The organism is Opitutus terrae PB90-1 (genome assembly GCF_000019965.1).
GTDB classification, from domain to species: domain Bacteria; phylum Verrucomicrobiota; class Verrucomicrobiia; order Opitutales; family Opitutaceae; genus Opitutus; species Opitutus terrae.
The window spans coordinates 1,433,011-1,455,263 of sequence record NC_010571.1; the positions used below are offsets into that span (position 1 = coordinate 1,433,011).

A 22,253-nucleotide genomic window follows, 5' to 3' on the forward strand; every position below is an offset into this window, starting at 1 on the left:
TCCACTGTCGCGTCGCACCCCATGAGCGTACGCGAGAAGACCCTTCCAGTGGAACCAGCGCCGGCGGCGACGCAGCCGGCGCACGACAAGGAAATCGGCTGGCTGCCCGACTGCGTTTACACGGGCGACAAGTTTGAAACAGGGCTGGCATTCTTCGCCGACGCGACTGGCCGAATCACCCGCTTCACGCGCGAGTCGGCGGATCTCTCGCGGGCGAAGCGGCTGCCGGGGCAGGCGGCCCTGCCCGGGATGGTGAACACGCACGCGCAATCGTGGCAGCGCGTGTTGCGCGGCCGGTTCGAGCTGCGACTGCGCAGCGACCGTGAAACCCTCGGTGACTGGACGGAGCGGCTGGCGTTGGCGCTCGGGCGACTCACGGCAGACGATCTCTACGACGCCGCGCGACTCGCGTTTCTGGAAATGTTGGCCACCGGGATCACCTGCGTGGGCGAGGCGCACACGCTGCAGCGCGCGGCGGACGGCGCGCCGTGGCCCGAGCCGCATCTCGGGGCCCGCGCGATTCTGCGGGCGGCACGCGACGTCGGCGTGCGGATCTGTTTGCTGAATGGTTTTTCGAATCGCGCGGATTTCGGACAACCGGCGGGCTCGGGTCCGGCCCGCGGCCTGACGCCGACTGCGGAGCAGTTCCTCCAGGAATCCGATAGTCTGCGGGCGCACATCGAAAAAAACCTGCCGGGCGACGAAGCTTGGTTGGGCGTGACCGTGCGCGGACTTGGCACGGCGCCGCTCGAGATGATGAAGACCGTCGCCGCGTACGCGCACGCGAAGCGGCTGCGGTTACACGTCGTGCTCGGCGCCTCAGCACACGAGGCCGCGGCCTGTGTCGCCGAATACGGTCGCACGCCGGCCGTGCTGCTCGGCGAGCACGGTTTGCTCGACAAGCGCTTCGTGGCGGTGCACGGCGTGCATTTGAGTGCGGAGGACGTGCGCGCGATTGGCGCGGCGCGGGTGACGGTCTGCGCGTGCCCCGCGGCGGCGGCGCAGCTCGGCGAAGGCAGCCTCGCCGCGGACCAGCTGCTCGCGACGGGGGCGACGTTCGCGTTGGGCACCGATGGTCCGCTGCAGAGCAGCGTGCTCGATCAGGCGCGGGCGATCGAACTGCTGCTGCGCAGCCAATCCGCTCGCGCCGTGGGGCTGCGCGGCGATCTCGCCGCCGCGCTCTGGCAGATGGCGACGTCGGCCGGCGCGCGCAGCCTCGGCGCGCCGGGCGGAGCGCTGGAGGTCGGTCGACCGGCGGACTTTTTCACCGTGAATCTGTTCGATCCGGCGCTGGTCGGTGCGGCGCCCGAGCAGTTGCTGGCGGCGATGGTGTTCGGCGTGAGTCCGCGCGCGGTGCGCGAGGTGTGGGTGGGGGCGCGCCAACGGATCGGGCAGTGGCGGCATCCGGCGCAGAGCGGAATCGTCGCCCGGTTCGCGGAACTGCAGCAGCGGCTCTGGTCGGTGTAAGCGCGCGGAAGAGCGGACGCGAAGCGCGGAGGGGGTTTCGCCGAGGCGCCTCCCGGTCGGCGGTGAGAGTTGGCGAGGGAGGTTTGAGAAAACGTACGGGGCGGCGCGGAGCGCCGTCCACGGGCGGGACGCCCGTGCCACGGGGTGCGCGGAGCGTTGACCGCGTGCGCGGATCGCTTCTGCATCGCGCGGATGCAACCCACGCTTCTCGTTCTCGCCGCCGGCATGGGCTCGCGCTATGGCGGGCTCAAGCAGATCGATCCGGTCGGTCCGGCGGGCGAGACGGTGCTGGATTACGCGGTGTTCGACGCGTTGCGCGCGGGTTTTGGCCGCGTGGTGTTCGTTATTCGACGTGAATTCGAGCCGCTCTTCCGCGAGCGGATCGGCGCACGTTACACGCATCGCGTCCCGGTCGATTATGTGTTCCAGGAGATGAGTGATCTGCCCGCGGATTACCGCGTGCCGGTCGGGCGCGAGAAGCCGTGGGGCACGGGCCACGCGGTGTGGTGCGCGCGCGGGGCAGTGCGGGAAAACTTCGCGGTGATCAACGCGGACGACTTCTACGGCGCGCCGTCCTTGGCGGCGCTTGCGCAGTTCCTGCAAGAAACGCCGGCGTCCAGCCCGGCGCCCGCGCGGTTCGCGATGGTGGGATTTCAGCTCGCGAATACGCTGTCGGAGCACGGCGCGGTGTCGCGTGGGGTGTGCACGACGAACGCGGCAGGCGAGTTGACCAGCATCACGGAGCGCACCGGCATCATGGCGGGCGACGTGGGACGCGGCGCGGCGTTTTCCGGCGCGGAGACGGTGTCGATGAATTGCTGGGGATTCACGCCCGCGGTTTTTCGCGGGCTCGACGAGCAGCTGCGCGAATTCCTGGCGGCGCACGGCACGGAGCCGAAAGCGGAATTTTATCTGCCGGCAGCGGTCTCGACGATGACCGCGCGCGGGCAAGCGGTGGTCCGCGTGCGGCCCACCGACAGCGCGTGGTTTGGCGTGACCTATCGGGAGGACAAGCCCCGGGTCATGGCCGCGATTGCGGACCGCGTGCGGCGCGGCGAGTATCCCGCGCCACTTTTCTCCTCATGAAGCTCAGCCGATCCGATGCCGATGTTTTCCTTCCGCGCGCCGATGGCAGTATGGCGGAACAAGCGCTTGCGCGGACGACGCACCTCTGCGTCGTCGCGCATCAGGACGACCTCGAGATCATGGCGCACCATGGCATCGCGGCGTGCTACGGCCGGCGCGACCAGTTTTTCACCGGGGTGGTGGTGACCAACGGCTCCGGTTCGCCGCGCGCCGGCGCGTATGCGAGTTTCACCGACGCGCAGATGATCGACGCGCGGCGGCAGGAGCAGCGGCGCGCCGCGGAGCTGGGCCGCTACAACCTGATGCTGCAGCTGGCGCATCCGAGCGCGGATGTGAAACGGCCCGGCCACGCGGGGGTGCACGAGGACCTCGCGCAGATCTTCGGCGCGTGCACGCCGGAGATCGTCTACCTGCACCAGCCGGCGGACAAACACGACACGCACGTCGCGGTGTTGCTCCGCTGCCTCGAGGCGATCCGCGCGCTTCCCGCCGACCGGCGGCCGCGGCGGGTCGTCGGCTGCGAAGGCTGGCGGGATCTCGATTGGCTGGCGGATGAGGACAAGATCGGGCTCGACGCGAGCGCGCAGCCGGAACTCGCGCTGGAACTGATCAAGGTGTTCGACTCGCAGGTGGCGGGCGGCAAGCGCTACGACCTCGCCGCGCTCGGCCGGCGTCGCGCGAATGCCACGTTCCACACCTCGCACGCGACGGATGCGGCGAGCGCGATCACCTGGGCCATGGATCTGACGCCGCTCGTGGCCGACGCGACGCTATCGGTGCGCGAGTTCACACTGACGCATGTCGAGAAACTCCGCTGCGACATTGCGGCGCGCATCACGCGGCTGGAGTAGCGCGGGCGCACGATCGCAAAATGTGGCCGGAGTCAATGACTCCGGCTACAACGACGCGTGCTCGTATCAGCTCTTTTGTTCGTCGAGCACCTTCAGCACGTCGGCCGCCTGCTGCTCGGTCGAGGCGCTGTAGTCCGCCCACACCACCTTGCCGTCCTTGATCAGGTAAGCCTGACGCGTGGCCAGCTGCGTGGCGGGGATGTGCGGCACGCCGAACGCCTTCAGCACCGTGTCGTCGGTGTCGGCGATCAGCGTGAACGGAAACTGGTATTTCTCCTTGAATGCCTTTTGCGCGGCCACGTCGTCGTGGCTGACGCCAATCACCGCGACGCCCTTTTTGGCGAGCGTTTCGTACGCATCGCGCAGCGAGCAGCCCTGCTTCGTGCAACCGGCTGTGTCGGCCTTCGGGTAGAAATATACCAGCGTGTAGGGCTGCTGCTTGTAGACGTCGGCGAAGGCGAGCGGCGTGCCCGCTTCCGTGGTCCCGCTCACCGCGGGCGCCTCGTCGCCGACCTTGAGCGGTTGGGAGCGGGCGAAAACGGAAAGGAAGGTGGAGAGAAACATGAGCGCGAAGAGGGAGGTGGTGCGGAGATTCATGGCGTCGGCAGTATTTCCCGATGGGCCCGAATCGCAAGTGGCGCGACGGACACATGACGCAGCAAAAGTTCCATCTAAATCGCGCGCCCGCGGTGAATTTGGCCGAGGAACTTTCCGGAAAACCGCGGTCACACCCATCCCGATTTCGCGGCTGCGCAAGCAGCGGCGGAGTCAGCTACAGACCATAACACATGAAACAGAACACCAACTTGAAATCACTCCTCATCGCCATGACGGTCGCGCTCGGTGCGGTCGCCACGGCCCAGGCACAGGACGCCAACGTGGCGGTGCCGAATCCCGCCGACACGATCACGTCGGGCGGGCTGATCGGCTCCCGTTACACCCAGGTCGAATACAACTACATCGACCTGAGCGGCAGCGGTCCGTCGCACGCGAACGGCTTCGGCGTCACCTTCAATCAGCCGGTGAACGCGAATTTCGACGCGAGCCTGAACTACGATTGGGCCCGCGCAAAGTGGGCGGGCGTCCGCGGCACGGACCAGGTCTTCGAAGTCGGCGCCACGGCCTACACCACGCTCGCGTGGGGCCGGCCTTACGCGATGGCCACGGCCGGCTGGGACTGGCAGAAGGTCGGCGGGCTGCGCGACGACTCGTTCATTTATCGCGTGGGCGTCGGCATGGAGTTCCTGGCGGCGCCGCAGTTCTCGGTGACGCCGTTCGTGAACTTCGTTCGCGCGACGGGCTTCAACGCGAACGAATACGAGATCGGCGCGAAGGCGACGTATCGCGTCAATGCGAGCTGGAGCGTCACCGCCCGGGCGCAATACGAGGCCGTCGAGGATGACGACGACTCGGCCGAATACTCGATCGGTCTGAACTATCACTTCTGACCGACCGCCTGAGCGTTCCTCCTGGTGTCCAGCCTGGGAGGTCCGCGACGAGCCACAGCGCCCTGGGCGCTGTGGCTTTTTCTTCGCTCAGTCGGCATGCTCGAGCAGTTGCGCGACGAGCGAGGACGCGAGCTGCGTGGCGATCACCGAAAAGGTGAAAAGATACAGTCCGGCGCCGACCTCCATCTGGGCCACGGCGGCGGATTTCATCGCGACGATCAGGATGGCGACGACGAAAACGTCGAGCATCGACCACTTGCCGAGGCTCGCCACCCAACGATGCAGCCGGCGGACGCGCGTGAGGTTGTGCTCGCGTTCGGCCCAGATGATCGCGAGCAGTCCGAGCTTCACGCACGGGAACACCAGCGTGAACAGCGACAGCACCGCGAACAGGAAGTATTCGCGCTCGTGAAACAGCGTGAGGATGCCGCCGACCACCGAGATCGCGTCGTCGAACACCCAGAATTTGGTGACGCGGAAAAACGGCACGAAGACGCCCGCGCCGAACAGGAGGAAGGCGGCCGCCAACACCCACGGCACGCTGCGGTGGATGGCCGAAGGGGAAATCCGGCTGAAGCTGGAAGTGGACATGGCAAGAGTGCGTGCCGCGGCCCGCGGGCGCGCGCAACGGACATAGCGCAGATGACACGGTTCCGCGCGGCCGGCGGTCGCGGGCGGCGACGCGCTCGAACAGTCGCCGGCTGCGAGGCGGCGGCTGGTATTTTCCCGGAACTTCGCGATTGCCGCCCGACACTAACCGGCGTGCGTTCCAGTTCTCCAGACCCGGCGTGTCGAGGTGGCCGCCGGTTTTCGCGTTTGATCGGTGGCGCCAGTGATGGCGGTCATCCCCGGCCGCATCCGCTCGCCGGCCGATTCGGCCGGAGGTGAGTCCGGCGGCCGCCTGCACCGACGGTGAAGCCGCCCGCGACGTGCGCCTCCGCGCAAGCTTGCCATAACCCGAGCAGGAGGCTTGTCATAGCCCCCTTTTTCACGGAGAAACGCTGACCTTTTCCCTCGCGCCATCCTCCCGGCCTGTCTGCATTTTCCTACAAATAGATTCCCGTCATGCCCATTGCTTCTGTTTTTCGCCCCGTGCTGCTCGTCCTGGCCCTCTGCGGGGCAGCTTTGTTTCCACCGGCGGTGCTGGGCCAAGTCATGGGCTCGACAGCGGCGGACGGGTTCAACCCCAACGTCGACGGCACCGTCTACGCCGTCGTGATCCAGCCCGACGGCAAGGTGCTGGTCGCGGGTAACTTCACGGCGATTCAGCCAACGGGATCGTCCCGGCCGATCCCGCACGCCAATATCGTGCGACTGCTGCCCGACGGGCGCGAGGACGGCACGTTCAACGTCAACGTCAACGGCCAGGTCAGCGCGCTGATCCTGCAGCCGAATGGCCAGATTGTGATCGGCGGCAAGTTCACCTCCGTCGCGGGCGTGACGCGCCGCCGGGTCGCGCGCCTCAACGCCGACGGTTCGCTCGATGCGACGTTCGATCCCAACATCGAACCCCGCACCGCGGACGAGGGCGGTTCACTTACGCCGGAAGTGACGAGCCTGCTGCTCCAGTCGGACGGCAAGCTCGTCGTTGGCGGCGGGTTCAAGGCGGTGCAGCCGAACGGCGCGGCGACGTTCACGCTCCGCAACCGGCTCGCGCGATTCAACAGCGACGGCACGCTCGATGCGGGCTTCGATCCCAACGCGAACAACATGGTGCTGTCGCTCGCGCTGGAGCCCGACGGCCAGATTCTCGTGGGCGGCGGCTTCACCACGCTGCAGCCCAACGGCGCGGCCGCGACCACCGCGCGCAAGCGCATCGCGCGGCTCAACGTCGATGGTACCGTCGATCCGACATTCGATCCGCAGGCGAACAACGCCGTATCGGCGATCCAAGTGCTGCCCGGCGGAAACATCCTGATCGGCGGCACGTTCACGGGCCTGACCCCGAACGGCGTCACGCTCGACGCGTCCGCCGGCGCGATGACCCGGTTGGCGCGGTTGAACGCTGACGGCACGCTGGTCACGAGCTTCTCTGGTTTTGCCGACGGGCCGGTCTCGGTCATCACGCTGCAGCCGGACGGCGCGATCCTGGTGGGCGGGTCCTTCACGGCCGTGGGCAACGGCTCGTCCAGTTATGTCGGCCGGCTGCTGCCGAATGGCGTACTCGATACGACCTTCCTGCCGGGGCCAAACTACGCCGTCTACGCGATCGCCGTGCAATCGAACGGCTCGGTGCTGCTCGGCGGCGCCTTCCTGACGCTGCGCGGACAGGGGCGGACGTCGGTCGTCCGCAATCACCTCGCGCGGGTTTCGTTCCGCGGCGCGCTCGACACGGATTTCCGGCCCGACGTGAACGGCCGCGTACGTTCGCTGATCAAGCTGAGCAACGGCCAGTGGCTCGTGGGCGGCACGTTCACCAGCATCGCCGGCCAGACGCGCAACGGCGTGGTGCTGCTGAACGCCGACGGCAGCATCGATCCGCGGTTCAAGGCCGACATCAACGGCCCGGTGATCTCCGCCGTGCAGGTTAGCGCCACGCAGATCATCGTGGGCGGCTCCTTCACGCGGATCAACACGGTGGCGCGCCCGTATCTCGCGAAACTGAATCTCGCCGACGGATCGGTGGACGAGGCGTACAGTCCCGCGCCGAACAACCAGGTGAACGCGATGGTGCTGCAGGGCGACGGCAAGCTGGTGATCGGCGGCGCGTTCACGACGCTCAGTCCGTTCAGCACGACCGAGCCGGTGTCGCGCAACTGCCTCGCGCGGCTCAACGCCGACGGCTCGGTCGATCTCGCCTTCAAAGCGCAGGCCAACGACGCGATCGTCGCGATGGCTGCCGCGTCCGACGGCCAGATCCTCATCGGCGGACCGTTCTCGACGGTGGTGGGCAGCGCGGACACGCGCGCGACCACCCGCTACGGACTCGCGCGGCTCAACGCCGACGGCGCGCTCGACACCGGCTTCAACCCGAACGTCAACGGCACGGTGGCCGCGATCGTCGTGCAGTCGGACAACAAGATCGTGTTCGGCGGTGCGTTCGCGGTGCTCGCGCCCAACAGCGATACCACCGCCACGACCCGCAACAATCTCGCGCGGGTCGAAGCCGACGGCAGTGTGGACAAAACCTACGACCCGAATCTCAACGGCCAGGTCAGCACGCTCGCGCTGCAGGCCGACGGCAAGGTGGTCGCGGGCGGCCGGTTCTCGGCGCTGAAGCCGAACGGCATCGCCGACGGCTACGAGCGCAACTACGTCGCGCGGATCAACACCGACGGTACGCTCGACCAGGATTTCAATCTCTACCTCGACACGACGATCGGCAACGAGGTGATGGGCCTCGCGATCGCGGCCGACAACAAGATCGTCGTCGCCGGGACGTTCGCGCAGGCTGGCGTCAACGCGGTGCCGCGCTCGCGCGTGCTGCGCGCGGAGGCGAACGGCGCGATCGACACGAGCTTCAGCGCCGACCTCAGCACGATCGGCGGCGCGGACATCCGCGCGATCACGCAGCAGTTCGGCGGCGCGGTGATCGTCGCCGGCAACTTCGCCGGGTTCGGCGGCACGAGCGGCGCGAACCTCGCGCGCTTCTATGCCGACAGCACGCCGGACACGAGTTTTGTGCCGAGCTTCAACGGCCCGGTTTACGCCATGGCCGAGTCGCCGGCCAAGGGGCTGCCGGTCGCGACGCAACGCAGCGGCTTCGCCTGGTTCGAGACGAACGGCGCGCTGCGCAGCGGCTTCCATTTCAGCTCCGAGGTGACCTCCATCAGTTCGATTCGGGCGGTGACGGTCGACTCGAATGGCAAGATACTCATCGCGGCGACCTTCGACCTCGGCGGCAATTCCCGCTCGCTCGTTCGTTTCAATCCCGACGGCACGATCGACTCGACCTTCACGCCGGTAACCACCACCGGCACGGCGTCGAGCGGCACGAGCACCGGCACGATTTATGTGATCCGGCCTTTGGCGGACGGGAAAATTCTGATCGGCGGCTCGTTCAGCGCCATCAACACAACTTCACGCAACTTCCTCGCGCGGCTCAACGCCGACGGCCAGCTCGACACCTCCTTCGTCGTCTCGCCGGACAACGAGGTCTATTCCCTCCTGATGCAGTCGGACGGGAAGCTCGTCGTTGGCGGCAACTTCTCCTCGATCACGGCGAGCGGCGCCTCGACGGCCGCCGGGCGCAACGGCATCGCGCGGCTCAACGTGGATGGCACGCTCGACACCGGCTTCTATCCAAACCCGAACGGCCAGGTGCAGGTGATCCTCCCGGTGGCGGACGGCAAGCTGCTGATCGCGGGCGGCTTCTCCGGACTGTATCCGAACGGCACGACCACGGTCGTGGATCGCAGCTTCGTGGCGCGGCTCAACTCCGACGGCTCCGTTGACACCACCCTCGACCTCGACGCGAACAGCTTCGTCAGCGCCGGCGTGCTTCAGCCCGATGGCAAGATCGTCCTCGGCGGGTATTTCACCACCATGGGTGGCACGACGCGCAACTATGTCGCGCGGCTCAAGGCGGACCAGACGCTGGACGACACCTTCAATCCCAACCCGAATGGCATCGTCAGCACGGTTGCGCTCCAACCGGCGGACAACAAGATCGTCCTCGGCGGCACCTTCACCGCGCTCCAGCCCGGCGGCACGACCTACAACGCCTCGCTCGCGACGCCGCGCAACCGGCTCGCGCGGCTCAACAGCGACGGCACGGTGGACCCGCTGTTCAATCCGAACGTCGACGGGCAGGTCACCGCGCTTGCGGTTTACACCGATGGCTCGCTCATCGCGACCGGTGCGCTCACGAACGTGCAGCCCTCGGGCTCGCTGATGGTCGGCGGCGCGTTCACCCAGATCAACGGCACGCCGGCGAACAACTTCGCCAACATGAGCAGCGATGGCTCGATCAGCACGGCGTTCCTGCCGAATCCAAACGGCGCGGTCAACGCCCTGCTCACGATCGCGGACGGTCGCACGGTCGTCGCTGGCGCGTTCACCCAGATCGCCGGCGCGACGCGCAACCGGGTCGCGCGCTTCAACACTGACGACTCGCTCGACGCGAACTTCAATCCGAACGTCAACGGCGAGGTGCTCGCGCTCGCGCTCGAGCCCGACGGCGACCTGCTCATCGGCGGCGATTTCACGCAAGTCGGCGGAGTTGCGCGCAACAAGCTCGCGCGCGTCAAGGCCGACGGCAGCCTCGATGCTTCGTTTGCCCCGACAGTGCCCGGCGCGGTCAGCGGTCTCGCGGTCGACGCGAGCGGCCGCATCGTGGTCCTCGCGGCTGGCAGCGGCGTGCGCAGCGTACTTTTGCGGCTCACCGCGGATGGCGCCGCAGATCCGAGCTTCACGACCGTCAGCAGCGCGACCGCCATCAACTCGTTCGCTTTGCAGACCGACGGCCGGATCGTGGTCGGCGGCGCCTTCACCAGCATCGCCGGTGAGACGCGCAACTACGTCGCCCGCTTGAACGCGAACGGCACGATCGATCCCACGCTGACCTCGAACCCGAACGGGGAGGTGACCGCCGTGCTGCTCCAGCGCGACGGCAAGGTGGTGATCGGTGGACGGTTCAACCAAGTCGACGGCTTGGCGCGCGCCGGTCTCGCGCGCATCGCCACGACTTCGTCGAACACGGGCGCCGTGGCCTTCACGACGAATGCCGCGCGCAACGCCGTTACCTGGGTGCGCTCGGGCGTGGCGCCGGAAATTTCCAGCGCGTATCTCGAAACGTCGGCGGACCTCGCCACTTGGACGACGCTCGGCCAGGCCACCCGCGTGCCGAACTCGACCAACTGGCAGGTGACCGGCGTCACGCTGCCGACTGATCCAACCACTCCGGTTTACGTTCGCGCCAGCGCGATCGTCGGTTCCAACCCGCAAAGCTCGACGGGCTTGATCGAGGCGCAGGGGCGCCTGAGCGCGGCCCTGCCGAGCATCACCAGCGCGGGCGTGGTCGCGGCAGCGGCGGGATCGAATTTCCTCTACGCGGTCACGGCGACGGAAAGTCCGACCACCTATGTGGCCAGCGGACTGCCACCGGGGCTTGCCATCAATTCCGCCACCGGCCTGATCACGGGCACGCCGACGCAAACCGGCACTTACAATGTCGTGGTGGGTGCGACCAACGCCGCGGGCACCGGCACCGCCACGATCACGGTGGTCGTAGCCGACGGTACGACCCAAACGAGCCGCGTGACCAATCTCTCCGTCAACACGCGAATCGTCGCGTCGAATACAGTGGTCATCACCGGCTTCGTGATTTCCGGCACCGGGGCGCAGACGGTGGTGTTGCGCGCGGTCGGCCCGGGTCTGACCTCGCTGGGCGTGAACGGCGTGCTCGCCACGCCGCAGCTGCAGCTCTTCAACTCGAATGGCCAAACGCTGCTGACCAACGGTCGGTGGGGCGGCGCCAGCCAACTCACGACGGAGTTCGCGCGGCTTGGCGCTTACCCGCTCAACGCCGACAGCGAGGACGCGGCCGTGATCGTCACGCTTACGCCCGGCGTCTACACGATGCACGTGGGCGGAGAGAACGGGGCCACCGGCACCGTGCTCGCGGAGGTCTATGACGCCTCGGCCACGCCGCCGCCCGCGAACCAGCCGAAGCTGGTGAACATTTCCGCGCGCGGCGTCGCTTTGGCCGGGCAACCCATCACGGGTGGCTTTGTCATCGCCGGCCAGACCAGCCGGCAGGTGCTGATCCGCGGCGTCGGCCCGGGCCTCACGGCGCAGCAGGTGCCCGACGTGCTCGCGAATCCGAAGCTCACGCTCTATCGAATCCAATCCGGCAACGCGACGGTCATCGCCCGCAACGACGACTGGCAGACGCCCGAAACGGCCGTGCAGGATTATCCGGGTTCGACCGGCGCGGCCATCTCCGCAGCCGCGACGACCACCGGTGCGTTTGCGCTGAACTCCGGCAGCAAGGACGCGGCGATCCTCGTCACGCTGCCGCCGGGCGTCTACACCGCCGAGGTTAACGGCGCGGATGGCGGCATCGGCGCCGCCATCGTGGAAGTCTACGAGCTGCCGTAAGCTGTCGCGGCGCGACGCCGTCCCTGAACGTTCTTCCCAGGGCGGATCTTCGGATCCGTCCTGTTTTTTTAGCGTCGGTCACGCAGGCATTGGCCGACGTTCACGCAGAATGTTCATCGTGGCAGCGGATGGTGGGCCACCTCTTTTTAGGTGGAGCGCGTTGCCCTCAACGCGCTGGTTGGGTTGCAGCGTCTTGAGGGCAAGCCGCTCCACCTTGAGTGGTCAGCCCTCGCTCGAACTGAGAGTTCAACGCACGCTGTTGCGCCCTGCCTACCGCTTACCGCCTACTGCCGACTACCTGCCGCCTGCTTCACCAATCATCCGACCGAAACGGCGCGGCGGGCAGGCCTGCGCCGTCGTAGAGGTTCGCCACGGGCGCGTTGCTCCACGCGTAACGCACTGCGACGGGCTGCTTCACTTTCGGCGAGGTGACGAGGAGGGTGCCGCGATCGATCTTCGCGCTCGCCGCATGGAAAATCTTGTCGGACCCGGCGAGCTCGAGCGATTGCACCGGCTGCCCGTGCGCCACGAGTCCGCCGCCGGCGTGCGTGAAGCGCACGCGCATCGCGGCTCCTTCGGGCACCGCCTCCGCGAACATCGGCCCGATCGCGTCGCCCGGAATTCCGTAGACCTGCACCTTCGCGAGCTGCGCCAGCCGGCGGGAGAGCTCGGCCTTGCTCTTCGGATGAATATCGTCCGGGTCGCCGACGTCGATCGCCACTGCCATGGCGGTGTTCGGCAGCTCGAGCGCATGGGTTTGCGCCTCGCGCAGCCGCGCCCACTGCCGGCCGCCCGGATTGTCATCGGCGTAGTCCGGGATTTGCACAAAGAGGAAGGGCAGGGCCTCGTCGCCCCAGTTGGCGCGCCACGTGCGAATCATCGCGGGAAACAGCTCGGCATATTCCGCGGCGCGGCCGACGTTTGACTCGCCCTGATACCAAACGAAGCCACGCAGCGCGCACGGGCGTAGCGGTGCGATCATCGCATTGTAGAGTCCACCCGGCCGGCGCGGCGAATCGTCGCTCGCCGGCGGCTGTGGCCACGGCAGCGGATTCTTGGTCTTCGTGGCGCGCGCCTGCTCCTCGGCTTTTTGCCACGCTTCCATCTCGGCCGGATAACGCGCGACGCGCTCCGGCGGCCATTCACTCTTCGCCTGCTGCCAGCGCGCTTCCATCGCGGCACCCACCGACGTCGACTGGCGGGCCAGGTCGCTCATCCACGCCTCAATCTCCGTGCCGCCCCAGGAACTGTTGATGATCCCGACGGGCACGCCGAGTTTGCGGTGCAGCTCGCGCGCGAAGAAATATCCGATCGCCGAAAAGTCGCCGACCTTGTCGCGCAGCGCCGGCTGCCACCCGCTGGTCTTCGCGGTCTCCGCGGGTTGGCTTGCGACGGCGCGCTCGATCTTTAGTTGCCGGACGAGCGGCAGGTCGACGGCGGCGAGCTGCCGCTCGTCCTCGCGCAGCAGCGCGACCGGCCACTCCATGTTCGATTGACCGGAGACCAGCCAGACTTCGCCGACGAGCACGCCTTTCACCAGCACGGTTTCCTTCCGGCCGGACACCACGAGATCAACCGGCTCTGCGCTTGCGGGCTGCGATTCGAGCAACACGATCCAACGGCCGTCGGCGGCCGTGGTGCTGCGGACGATCTGCGCGCCGAAAGAGACGGTGATCTTCTCGCCGGCCGCGGCGCGGCCCCACACCGGCACCGGCCGGTCGCGCTGCAGCACGGCCCCGTCGCTGAACACCGGAGCGAGCGTGATCTCCGCGGACGCGAGCGATGCCATGAGCGCGGAGGTAAAGCTAATCCGCAGGAGCCGTCTGATTCTCATCGGAAGCGTCCACGTTTGGCGCAACCGGCTCCGGTTTCCGAGCGAGAAACGCGTGCAGCTCCGCCGCGAGCTTTGGGCCGAAACCCTCGACTTCGCCGATCTCTTCGATGGAAGCCGCGCGCAGCCGGTCAATACTGCCGAAATGCGCGAGCAGCGCGGCCCGTCGCACGGGCCCGAGGCCCGCGAAATCGTCGAGCACGCTTTCACGGATTTTTTTCGACCGGAGCACGGCGTTGTAAGTGTTCGCGAACCGATGCGCCTCGTCGCGCACGCGTTGCAGCAGGTTCAAACCCGGATGGTTCAGCGGCAGGTTGAGCGGCGGCCGCTCGTCGACGAAGAAGATGGTCTCGTGCTTCTTCGCGAGCCCGATGATCACGGGTGGGGTGAGGTCCGCGGCGACGAACGCCTTGATCGCCGCGCCGATCTGACCGCGGCCGCCGTCGATCACGACGAGATCCGGAAACGAACGGCCTTCCTCGGCGAGCCGCCGATACCGACGGCCCACGACTTCCTCCATCGCGCGGAAGTCGTCGTTGCCAATGAAGCTCTTGATCTGAAAACGACGGTAGTTGTCCTTGTCCGGCCGGCCGTTCGCGAAGTGGACCATCGAGGCGACCACGAACGTCCCGGAGATGTGCGAGATGTCGAAGCATTCGATCGTGCGCGGCGGCGGCCGGGCGAGCGCCTCGCCCAGCGCGCGAAGCGCCTCCTCGTCGACGTTGGGTCGGGTGGGATCGATCCGCTCGAACCGGCGTGTCTTCGCGAGTGTTTCCTCGAGGGCGAAGATGACGTCGCGGAGTTCCGCGGCTTTTTCGAACAGCTGCTTGGTCGCGGCTTCCGCCATCTCGGCGCGCAGCGTCTCGAGCCATTCGCGCGACTTGCCTTCGAGGAAGGCGCAGGCGTCGTCCACGCGCCGCCGGTAGGCCTCGGGCGTGACGTGCAGCATGCCGCCGTAGATTTCCTGGCGCACGTCGTCGTAAAGCTGCCACGTGCCGTCGGCAAGTTTGTGCGGCGTGCCATCGCCGAGCAGGATGCCGAACTGCCGGCGCATTTGCGCGAGGGTTTTGCGCAGCAGCCCGCTGTGCGCGAAGGGGCCGAAGTAGCGCGAGCCGTCATCCTTTTTGAGGCGCGTGAGCCGGAAGCGCGGCAGTTCCTCGCGCAGGTCGACACGCACGAGCAGGAAACGCTTGTCGTCGGTGAAATCGGTGTTGTAGCGCGGGCGCCACTGCTTGATCAGCTTGCCCTCGAGCAGCAGCGCCTCGGGCTCGGATTTCACCTCGATCGTGTCGAAATCATGGATCAGCGGGATCAGCGCGCGAATCTTCGGCTGCATCACCGTGCGGGCGCGGCCCTGTTGAAAATAGGATGAAACGCGTTTCTTCAGGCTGCGCGCCTTGCCGACGTAAAGGATTCGCCCGAGCCGGTCTTTCATCAGATACACCCCCGGCTTGTCAGGGAGCTGCCGAACCTTCTCCTTGAGATTTACCGGGGCGGTGGCTGGCATTTTCCCAGAATCGGTCTAATCTCCCCGCTCGCAAGTATGGTTTCATCCGTTCATGGCGAGAGTCCCCGCAAGCCCGTGCGTCAGGTTCATTACGAGCTGCTCACGATCGGCGACGAGCTCCTGCTCGGGCTGACGACCAACACGCATCTGGCGTTTTTTGGGCAGCAGCTCGGACGGCGCGGAGTGACGCTTCAACGCTGCGTAACGGTGACGGACGACGCCGAGGCGATCGCGCGGCAGTTTCGGGAAACGTGGCCGCGGTCGGACGTGGTGTTCACCACCGGCGGACTGGGTCCGACATGTGACGATCGCACCCGAGAGGTGCTCGCGGCGGTGCTGGGGCAGAAGCTGGTGTTCGATGCTGCGATCGAGCACGCGATTCAGGAGCGGTTCGCGGTGTTTGGCCGCAAGATGACGCCGAACAATCTCAAGCAGGCGTATCGCTTCGAGCGCTGTGAAGTGCTGCCGAACCCGAACGGCACCGCGCCGGGGCTCTGGGTCGAGCAGGACGGCCGCGTGCTGTGCATGCTCCCCGGGCCACCGAACGAGATGCAGCCGATGGTGCTCGACCAGGTTTTTCCGAAGCTGGCGAAGATGGGATTGCTCCTCGAGCGCGAGGCATATGTGCAGATTCGCACGGCGGGCGTGGGCGAATCCGCGCTGGAAACGAAGCTGCAGCCGATTTTCGATCGCTACGGCGGTGCGCTGAACGTGGCGTATTGCGCGCACCTCGGCATGGTCGATTGCCGGATCAGCTCGGCGAACGAAGGCTTGTCGGCCGCGCAGCTCGAGGTGATCGCGCGCGAATGCGGCCGGCTGCTCGGCGAGGACGTTGCTACCTACGGCCACGATTCGCTCGCGAAGGTCGTAAGCGAACTGCTGCGCGTACAGGACAAGCGACTCGCCGTCGCGGAGACCGGCACGGGCGGATTGCTGGCGAGCGCGCTCAACGAGATCAGCGGGGCGTGCAAGTTTTTCGCCGGCGGCGTGGTCTGCTGCTCGAACGACGCGCGGATGGAATTGCTCGAGGTGCCGGAGTGCCTGCTGTTGCAGCATGGCGCCGTCAGCGCGGAGTGCGCCGTCGCGATGGCCACGGGCGCGGCGGAGCGGCTCGGCGCCGACTATGGTCTCGCGGTGACCGGTTTCGGCAGCGAGACGACGGGCCCGGGCGGAAATCCCGTCGGCACCACGTTCATCGCGCTGCATGCGCCGCATGGCGTGTGGTCGAAGAAGTTGAATTACCCGGGCTCGCGGTCGACGGCGCGGATCCGCGCGGTGCACGCCGCGCTCGACTGGCTCCGCCGTGAGCTGCTGCGCGTCGCCTCCGGCGCCGTGGCGCCCACGCGCCGCAGCGGCGTGATGCAGTAGACCCCATTCACGCAGCGGCTTGTCCGCAGGCGCACGGCGCGCCACCCGCCGAATTTTCGTGCGCCGCCCGTCTCCACGAGCGTGGGGTGTCTTGCTCGCGTTTATGACGCGACCGGTGCCGTATCCGCAGGGTGGGACGCTGTGGTGCACGCGGTTCGGGCTTTTTCCAGGGAAGATTTTGTGAGAGTTATCGGGCACCCCCAACCCCGCGGCGACTGAGGCTCTCTCTGACGCGGCGCGGTTCAACCAACCTCCCCCCCATGCATGCCCTGCTCTCCCTCTGGTTGCCGATCCTGCTCAGCGCAGTGGTCGTGTTCGTGATCAGTTCACTGATTCACATGGTCATCAAATGGCACGCGCCCGATTACCGCGGCTTTGCCAACGAGGAGGCCGTGCGCGCCGCGATTCGCGCCGGCAATCCCACGCGGGGTCGGTACGTGATCCCGTATTGCAGCGACATGAAGGAAATGGGTGGCGAGGCGATGATGCAGAAATATCGGGAGGGACCGGTGGGGCAGGTCATGCTCGCGCCCGCCGGTGCCCCGAACATGGGTCGATTACTCGGTCAGTGGTTTCTTTTCACCGTGGTCGTTACCGTCGTCGCGGCGTTTCTGGCGACGCAGCTCTTCGGCCTCGACCCCGCTCGCGCCCGCGCGGCGGCCAAACTGGTGGGTGCGGTCAGCTTCATCGCCTACGGGTTCGGCACGATCACGGAGTCGATCTGGTCAGCGCGGCCGTGGTCCTCGAGCGCGAAGTATCTGCTCGATGCGGCGTTCTACGGCGTGGGCGCCGGACTCGTTTTCTACTGGCTCTGGCCCGAAGTCGGTTGACCGGCTTTAGGCGAGGTGGCGGTGCCGCGCGGCGAATCGGTCGCCACGATCCGTCCACGTGACCAGCGTCAGCGCGGGTTACGAAGGTGAGTGGTTGCGTCGCTCTGCGGGAGCCGCATCGTTCACCGTGCACCTACGATGCGGACGGCCCTTCTGACCAAGACCACACTCGCGGTGCTCGGCATCGAGCTCGCGGGGTGTGCAACCACGCGGACCACCACGACGGGCACCGCCAGCGCCACCCGCCCCGAACTGAGCTACGCGATCGGCGCGGACGTTTCCTTCCTCCGTCAAGCCGAGGCGCGCGGCGTGAGATTCAAGGACGACGGCGTGGCCAAACCGGGGCTGCAGATCTTCCGCGATCACGGCTACAATTGGATCCGGCTCCGGCTCTTTCACACGCCATCGACGCAGCCGCGACCGTTGCCGAACGATCTCGCCTACACGATCTCGCTCGCCCAGGACGCGAAGGCGCTCGGGTACAAGTTCCTCCTCGATTACCACTATTCCGACACGTGGGCTGATCCGCAGAAGCAATTCCCGCCGAAAGCCTGGGAAAACCTGTCGACGGCGGAGTTGATCCAGGCGGTGCACGACTACACCCGCGACACAATCGCGGCGTTGCGCGACGCCGGCGTCATGCCGGACATGGTGCAGATCGGCAACGAGATCACGCCCGGCATGCTTTGGCCGCACGGCAAGCTGCCGGAAAACTGGGACACGTTTGCTGCGCTGGTGAAAGCCGGTATCCGCGGAGTGGACTCCGGGCGCGGCGATGCACCGCGGCCCCTGATCATGATCCACATCGACCAGGGCGGGAATCGCGCCCGCACGCAGGCGTTTTTCGACCCCCTGCTGCAGCGCGGCGTCGAGTTCGACGTGATCGGGCAGTCGTATTACCCGTGGTGGCACGGTTCGCTGCTGGAACTGCGCGACTGCCTCGCGTTCACGGCGGAGCGCTACCGCAAGGACATCATCCTGGTGGAGGTGGCCTACAACTGGCGGCCGGCGGAATATCGCGACCGCCCCGCGCCGTTTCCCGAGACGCCGGAGGGCCAGCGGGAATTTCTCGAGGAGGTGCAGCGCGCGGTGCTCGCGACGCCGCACGGCTTGGGCAAAGGCGTGTTCTGGTGGGAACCGGCGGTCGCCGGCTTTCTCAGCCGACGCGGCATGTTCGACGATGACGGCAACGCGCTGCCGGTGATCCGCGTGTTCGACAAATACACGCGCGGCAAGGTCCCGCAGCGGCAGCAGCCTTGAGCCGGGCGCGGCGGGTTGTTCCGCCACAGGCCTCAGACCCTCAGCACGCCGCGAAAACCGCGGCCGCTGTAGTAGGACTGCGCGCCGTTGTGGTACACGAACACGCGGCCAAAGCGGCGATCGCCGAAAATCGCGCCGCCGAGTTTCCGGATCTCCGTCGGAGTCCTCAGCCAGCTTGAGGATTTGGTGTCGAACTCTCCCCGCGTCTGCAGCTCGCGATACTGGTCTTCGGTCAGGAGCTCGATGCCCATGGCTGCCGCCATCTCGACCGCGCTGGTCTTCGGTTTGTGTTCCTTCCTGGAATCGAGCCCTTCCGGATCGTAGCAAACGCTGGTGCGCCCCGCCGGACTTTGCGGCGAGCAATCGAAGAAAAAGTATTCACCAGTCTTGTCGTCCCGACCGACCACGTCCGGCTCACCGCCGGTGCGTTCCATTTCATGCAGCGACCAAAGCTTCTGGGGGTTGGCCTGCAGCCTCACTTTCACGTCGGCCCACTTTATGCCTCGGTGGCGGTCGGGATTCTGATCAAAACGGCTGCTTAAGATCGTGAGCAGCTCGTCGCTCTGCTGCGGAGCCAACGCCTTCTTCGTGCCGGGGGTGGTTTTCATGCAGAAAAGAATCCGCCCAGCGAACGGCGGGCGCCGCCGGGAGCCAGAACAGATCACGTCATCTCGACCCATGACGGCCAAATCGCTCGCGCGGACGGGCCGGATACCGGCGCGATGTGTCGACGATTCGGAACCGCCGGCGCAACGTCTGGTCCGTGGTGATTCCGGCTTCGACGAGAACCGCACAGCGGAGGAAACTTTTATGAATACTCATTCTTCGACTCTCGACAGCCGGCAAGCACGTGAACAGGTGATGGAAGACTTGCGGGCGCTGGTGGCTGATGCCGATTTGCTCGTACGCGCGACGGCGGGCGACGTCAGCGAAAAGGCCGGTCAGGCGCGGGAACGCCTGGCGGCCACCTTGGAACGCGCGAAGGCGAGCTATATCGACCTCCAGGAACAGAGCTTCCGTGCGGCGCGACAAGCGCTGAGCAAAACGGACGAGACGATCCGCACCCATCCTTACGAATCGCTTGGCGTCGGTTTCGGGCTGGGATTGCTGGTCGGGTTTTTGCTGAGGCGAAAATAACCGGGCTGGCGGATCCGTCAGGAACCCCGGGCGGCGGGCCGGGGGAGCGTGGGCCTCCTGCCCGCACGAAATCGAAGCCGCCGAGGGCGGCCGCGTTCCCACGCACGCGTCCCCATAAGCGTGGCTCGTGACGTACGGCCTGGCCTATGACCGGCCCGGGGCTACGGGCCCTCAGCTCCGGACTTCCCGCGCCGATGCCCCGTTACATGTGCTCCTCGTAGGTGATGTCGATCTTCGCGAGGAACGCCTTCTTCTTGGCGGCGCCTTGGAACCGAATGCTGTGGGTGAGTTCGTCGTACACGTAGCCGTTCTCCGCGTCGGGCCGCACTTCGTCGCCGTCGACCAGCACGCGCAGGCTCTTGCGGTAGAGCGTTGCACCCGGCGCAACCGGATCGAGCGCGACCGCGACGGTCTCGGCGATACGATCACCGAGCGCGGCGAGCGGCCCGGAAAAGTCGCTCTCGATGTTGAGCACGCTCCCGCCCGTGAGCTCGGCGGCGCGGCGGTGCGAGATGTTGTTGGGTGACACCACCGCGTGCATCTCGAGCTTTCCGCGTTTGTTCCCCTTCGCGATGATGAACGGGCGCAAGACCCAGTAGTTGATGTAGCCGTCGAGCGTCTGGCGTTTCTGCGGGTTGCGCGCGTTGTATTGCTTGAGCAAGTCGGGCAGCTTGCCGTTCTCGATCCACTCGGCCTCGCGCTTGCCGTCGGCTTGTTCCTTCCAGGTGGCCATGCGGGTTTCCTCCTCGTCCATGAAGAAAACCACGATCGTGGGCGCTTCCGGACGGAGGAACGCGTGCTCCTTGTTGTAATAGCCGGCGACGAAATTGTACACGGAGGTGAACGCGGTGCGGTTGCTGTCGCCGTTTGTGCCGACCTTGACGAGTTCGGAGAAAATGCCGTCGGGCGTGCGCGGCGTGACCCACGGCTGATCCATCACCGGTAGCGTCACGAGTGTGCCGTTGCTCGCGACACGCTTGGTCGTCGTTTTCGGCCGGCCGCGGCGGTCGAGCACCGGCTGGCCGGCGCGGTTGAGCTGGATCGAACGGACCTCCTTGAAAAACTGCTGGTCGGCGCGCGAAAACCGCGGATCCGCGTCCACGAAGTCGGTCGTGAGCACGCCGATGCGGTAGTCGAGATCACGCGTGTGAAAGAGCTGCCGAAACCGGCTCAGGTTGGCGGCGATCCGGCTCTGGTGCGCCGCCATCGAGGGCGAATTGTTGATGACGAACACGAGATCCACCTCGCGGCTGCGCGAGCGATCGACCACCACGTGCTTCACGGTGCGGATCGGCTCGACGTGGACTGAGACGACGTTTTCCGCGCCCAGGTGGGGATTGGCCTCGTCGACGGTGTAGTAGCGGAATCGGTCCTCGCCGATGAAACCGGGATTCGGCGCGTAGGTGAGCTGGCCCGTAAGCCGGTCGAGCTTCGCGGTGCCGTTCTGCGGCTTGGCCTTGTCGTCGAGCAGGTACGCAACCTTCGGCGGGGCGATGCCCACGCGGTCGGCCGGCGTGAGGAAATCCTCGTGGCTCGGAACTTTTTGGGTGACGGGCTGGTTGGGGCGAGTGGAGAGGGCGACCTCCTGCACTTTTAATGAGCGTTCCCGGGTCGCCTCGACGTCGAACCTCTGCAGCATTACCGGCGGCGGCGGTTTCACCGCGAGCACCACCGTGTTCTTGAACACGAGCCCCGACGTTTCGTTGCGCACCGTGTAGTCGAACGAGTCCTCGCCGGCGTAATCCTCCTGCGGCCGATAGACAAAATAGCCGAGCCGCGAGGTCTTGGTTTTGAAAAAGTCTGCCTCCTCGCCGGCGCTGGCGAGGCCCACCCGGCCATGCAACGGTTCAGCCGTGATCGTGTAGACCAGATCGTTGCGCGTGTCGGCGCTGAGAATCTCCGGGGCGACGGTCAGCTGCCCATACACGCCGGTGTTCTCCGATTCGAACTCCATCGGCGTGGTCGAAACGATGGCTTCGTTGTCGCTCTGCGCCGCGCGGTCGCCGGCCGGAGCGGGATCGGCTGCGGACGTGGGCGGCTCGGCGGCGAACACCGGGCCGATCGTCAGCAGCAGCGCCAAGCCGGGAACGCGGAGCCATTCGCGGCGGATGATGTCGAGGCTCATGGTGGTTAAGAGTATGCGGCGCATAACTCAGTCCGTCATGTCATCCGCCGCTGGGTTCCGCAAAGCTTCAGTGGCGACCTGCTCGTCGGTGGCGCTCTGGCCAACCATACCCGCCAGTTCCGGCAGGGCCCGGACCTCTCGCAAGTGTCCTTCATCGGGATGCGTTCGAGTGGCCGGTCGCGCGAGATCACGTCGGGCCTCCGCTTCACAACCCCGAGTTGCCGGCCGCTGCCGGCGACGGTCCGGCCGCCGAAGGACCACATTTGAAGACGAACTGCGGGGGGTTGGGCGCGCCTTTCCCG

General features: G+C 66.7%; 15 protein-coding genes. 9 read left to right on the forward strand and 6 right to left on the reverse strand.

The window, feature by feature from the left end:
- The first annotated feature begins 21 nt into the window (after positions 1 to 21).
- From OTER_RS05850 to OTER_RS05860, 3 genes are all read left to right on the forward strand, one after another.
- Positions 22 to 1,467, forward strand: coding sequence for an amidohydrolase family protein (locus tag OTER_RS05850; protein ID WP_012373974.1), 1,446 nt, complete (start codon positions 22 to 24; stop codon positions 1,465 to 1,467).
- 192 nt (positions 1,468 to 1,659) lie between these two features.
- Positions 1,660 to 2,553 carry a nucleotidyltransferase family protein gene (locus OTER_RS05855; protein ID WP_012373975.1) on the forward strand — a complete coding sequence of 298 codons (894 nt, stop codon included), beginning with the start codon at positions 1,660 to 1,662 and terminating at the stop codon, positions 2,551 to 2,553.
- On the forward strand, positions 2,550 to 3,404 hold the full coding sequence (locus tag OTER_RS05860; RefSeq protein WP_044891608.1) for a PIG-L deacetylase family protein: 855 nt from the start codon (positions 2,550 to 2,552) through the stop codon (positions 3,402 to 3,404). The genes OTER_RS05855 and OTER_RS05860 overlap by 4 nt, the downstream gene beginning before the upstream one ends.
- A 66-nt stretch (positions 3,405 to 3,470) precedes the next feature.
- Here the strand turns inward: OTER_RS05860 and OTER_RS05865 are convergent, their stop codons facing one another.
- Positions 3,471 to 4,001, reverse strand: a complete 531-nt coding sequence (locus tag OTER_RS05865) for a peroxiredoxin (protein ID WP_012373977.1) — start codon at positions 3,999 to 4,001, stop codon at positions 3,471 to 3,473.
- A gap of 191 nt (positions 4,002 to 4,192) precedes the next feature.
- Between OTER_RS05865 and OTER_RS05870 the strand changes: the two genes are divergently transcribed.
- On the forward strand, positions 4,193 to 4,852 hold the full coding sequence (locus tag OTER_RS05870) for a hypothetical protein (protein WP_012373978.1): 660 nt from the start codon (positions 4,193 to 4,195) through the stop codon (positions 4,850 to 4,852).
- Positions 4,853 to 4,939: 87 nt separating this feature from the next.
- Here the strand turns inward: OTER_RS05870 and OTER_RS05875 are convergent, their stop codons facing one another.
- Complete coding sequence (locus OTER_RS05875) at positions 4,940 to 5,443, reverse strand: paraquat-inducible protein A (protein WP_012373979.1); 504 nt, start codon at positions 5,441 to 5,443, stop codon at positions 4,940 to 4,942.
- 474 nt (positions 5,444 to 5,917) lie between these two features.
- On the opposite strand from OTER_RS05875, the gene OTER_RS25740 reads away from it, so the two are divergent.
- On the forward strand, positions 5,918 to 11,893 hold the full coding sequence (locus OTER_RS25740) for a putative Ig domain-containing protein (RefSeq protein ID WP_012373980.1): 5,976 nt from the start codon (positions 5,918 to 5,920) through the stop codon (positions 11,891 to 11,893).
- 310 nt (positions 11,894 to 12,203) lie between these two features.
- Here OTER_RS25740 and OTER_RS05885 read toward each other — a convergent pair whose 3' ends face one another.
- Positions 12,204 to 13,682, reverse strand: coding sequence for a sialate O-acetylesterase (locus OTER_RS05885; RefSeq protein WP_012373981.1), 1,479 nt, complete (start codon positions 13,680 to 13,682; stop codon positions 12,204 to 12,206).
- Positions 13,683 to 13,698: 16 nt separating this feature from the next.
- A complete protein-coding gene (locus OTER_RS05890) occupies positions 13,699 to 15,231 on the reverse strand; it encodes an excinuclease ABC subunit UvrC (RefSeq protein ID WP_012373982.1) in 1,533 nt (510 codons plus the stop codon).
- A 36-nt stretch (positions 15,232 to 15,267) separates the two neighbouring features.
- On the opposite strand from OTER_RS05890, the gene OTER_RS05895 reads away from it, so the two are divergent.
- The 3 genes from OTER_RS05895 to OTER_RS05905 all read left to right on the forward strand — a co-directional run bounded on the left by OTER_RS05895 (position 15,268) and on the right by OTER_RS05905 (position 18,689).
- Entirely contained in the window at positions 15,268 to 16,599 is a 1,332-nt protein-coding gene (locus OTER_RS05895) for a CinA family nicotinamide mononucleotide deamidase-related protein (RefSeq protein ID WP_012373983.1), read from the forward strand.
- Positions 16,600 to 16,859: 260 nt separating this feature from the next.
- On the forward strand, positions 16,860 to 17,429 hold the full coding sequence (locus OTER_RS05900) for a hypothetical protein (protein WP_012373984.1): 570 nt from the start codon (positions 16,860 to 16,862) through the stop codon (positions 17,427 to 17,429).
- A 138-nt stretch (positions 17,430 to 17,567) separates the two neighbouring features.
- A complete protein-coding gene (locus OTER_RS05905; protein WP_012373985.1) occupies positions 17,568 to 18,689 on the forward strand; it encodes a glycoside hydrolase family 53 protein in 1,122 nt (373 codons plus the stop codon).
- A gap of 32 nt (positions 18,690 to 18,721) precedes the next feature.
- Here OTER_RS05905 and OTER_RS05910 read toward each other — a convergent pair whose 3' ends face one another.
- The gene (locus tag OTER_RS05910) at positions 18,722 to 19,297 is read right to left on the reverse strand and encodes a DUF4256 domain-containing protein (protein ID WP_012373986.1); all 576 of its coding nucleotides are present in this window, start codon (positions 19,295 to 19,297) and stop codon (positions 18,722 to 18,724) included.
- Between the two features lie 70 nt (positions 19,298 to 19,367).
- On the opposite strand from OTER_RS05910, the gene OTER_RS05915 reads away from it, so the two are divergent.
- Positions 19,368 to 19,826, forward strand: a complete 459-nt coding sequence (locus OTER_RS05915) for an ElaB/YgaM/YqjD family protein (protein WP_044891610.1) — start codon at positions 19,368 to 19,370, stop codon at positions 19,824 to 19,826.
- A 202-nt stretch (positions 19,827 to 20,028) separates the two neighbouring features.
- On the opposite strand, the gene OTER_RS05920 is transcribed toward OTER_RS05915, so the two are convergent.
- Entirely contained in the window at positions 20,029 to 21,951 is a 1,923-nt protein-coding gene (locus tag OTER_RS05920) for an Ig-like domain-containing protein (protein ID WP_012373988.1), read from the reverse strand.
- Between the last annotated feature and the right edge of the window lie 302 nt (positions 21,952 to 22,253).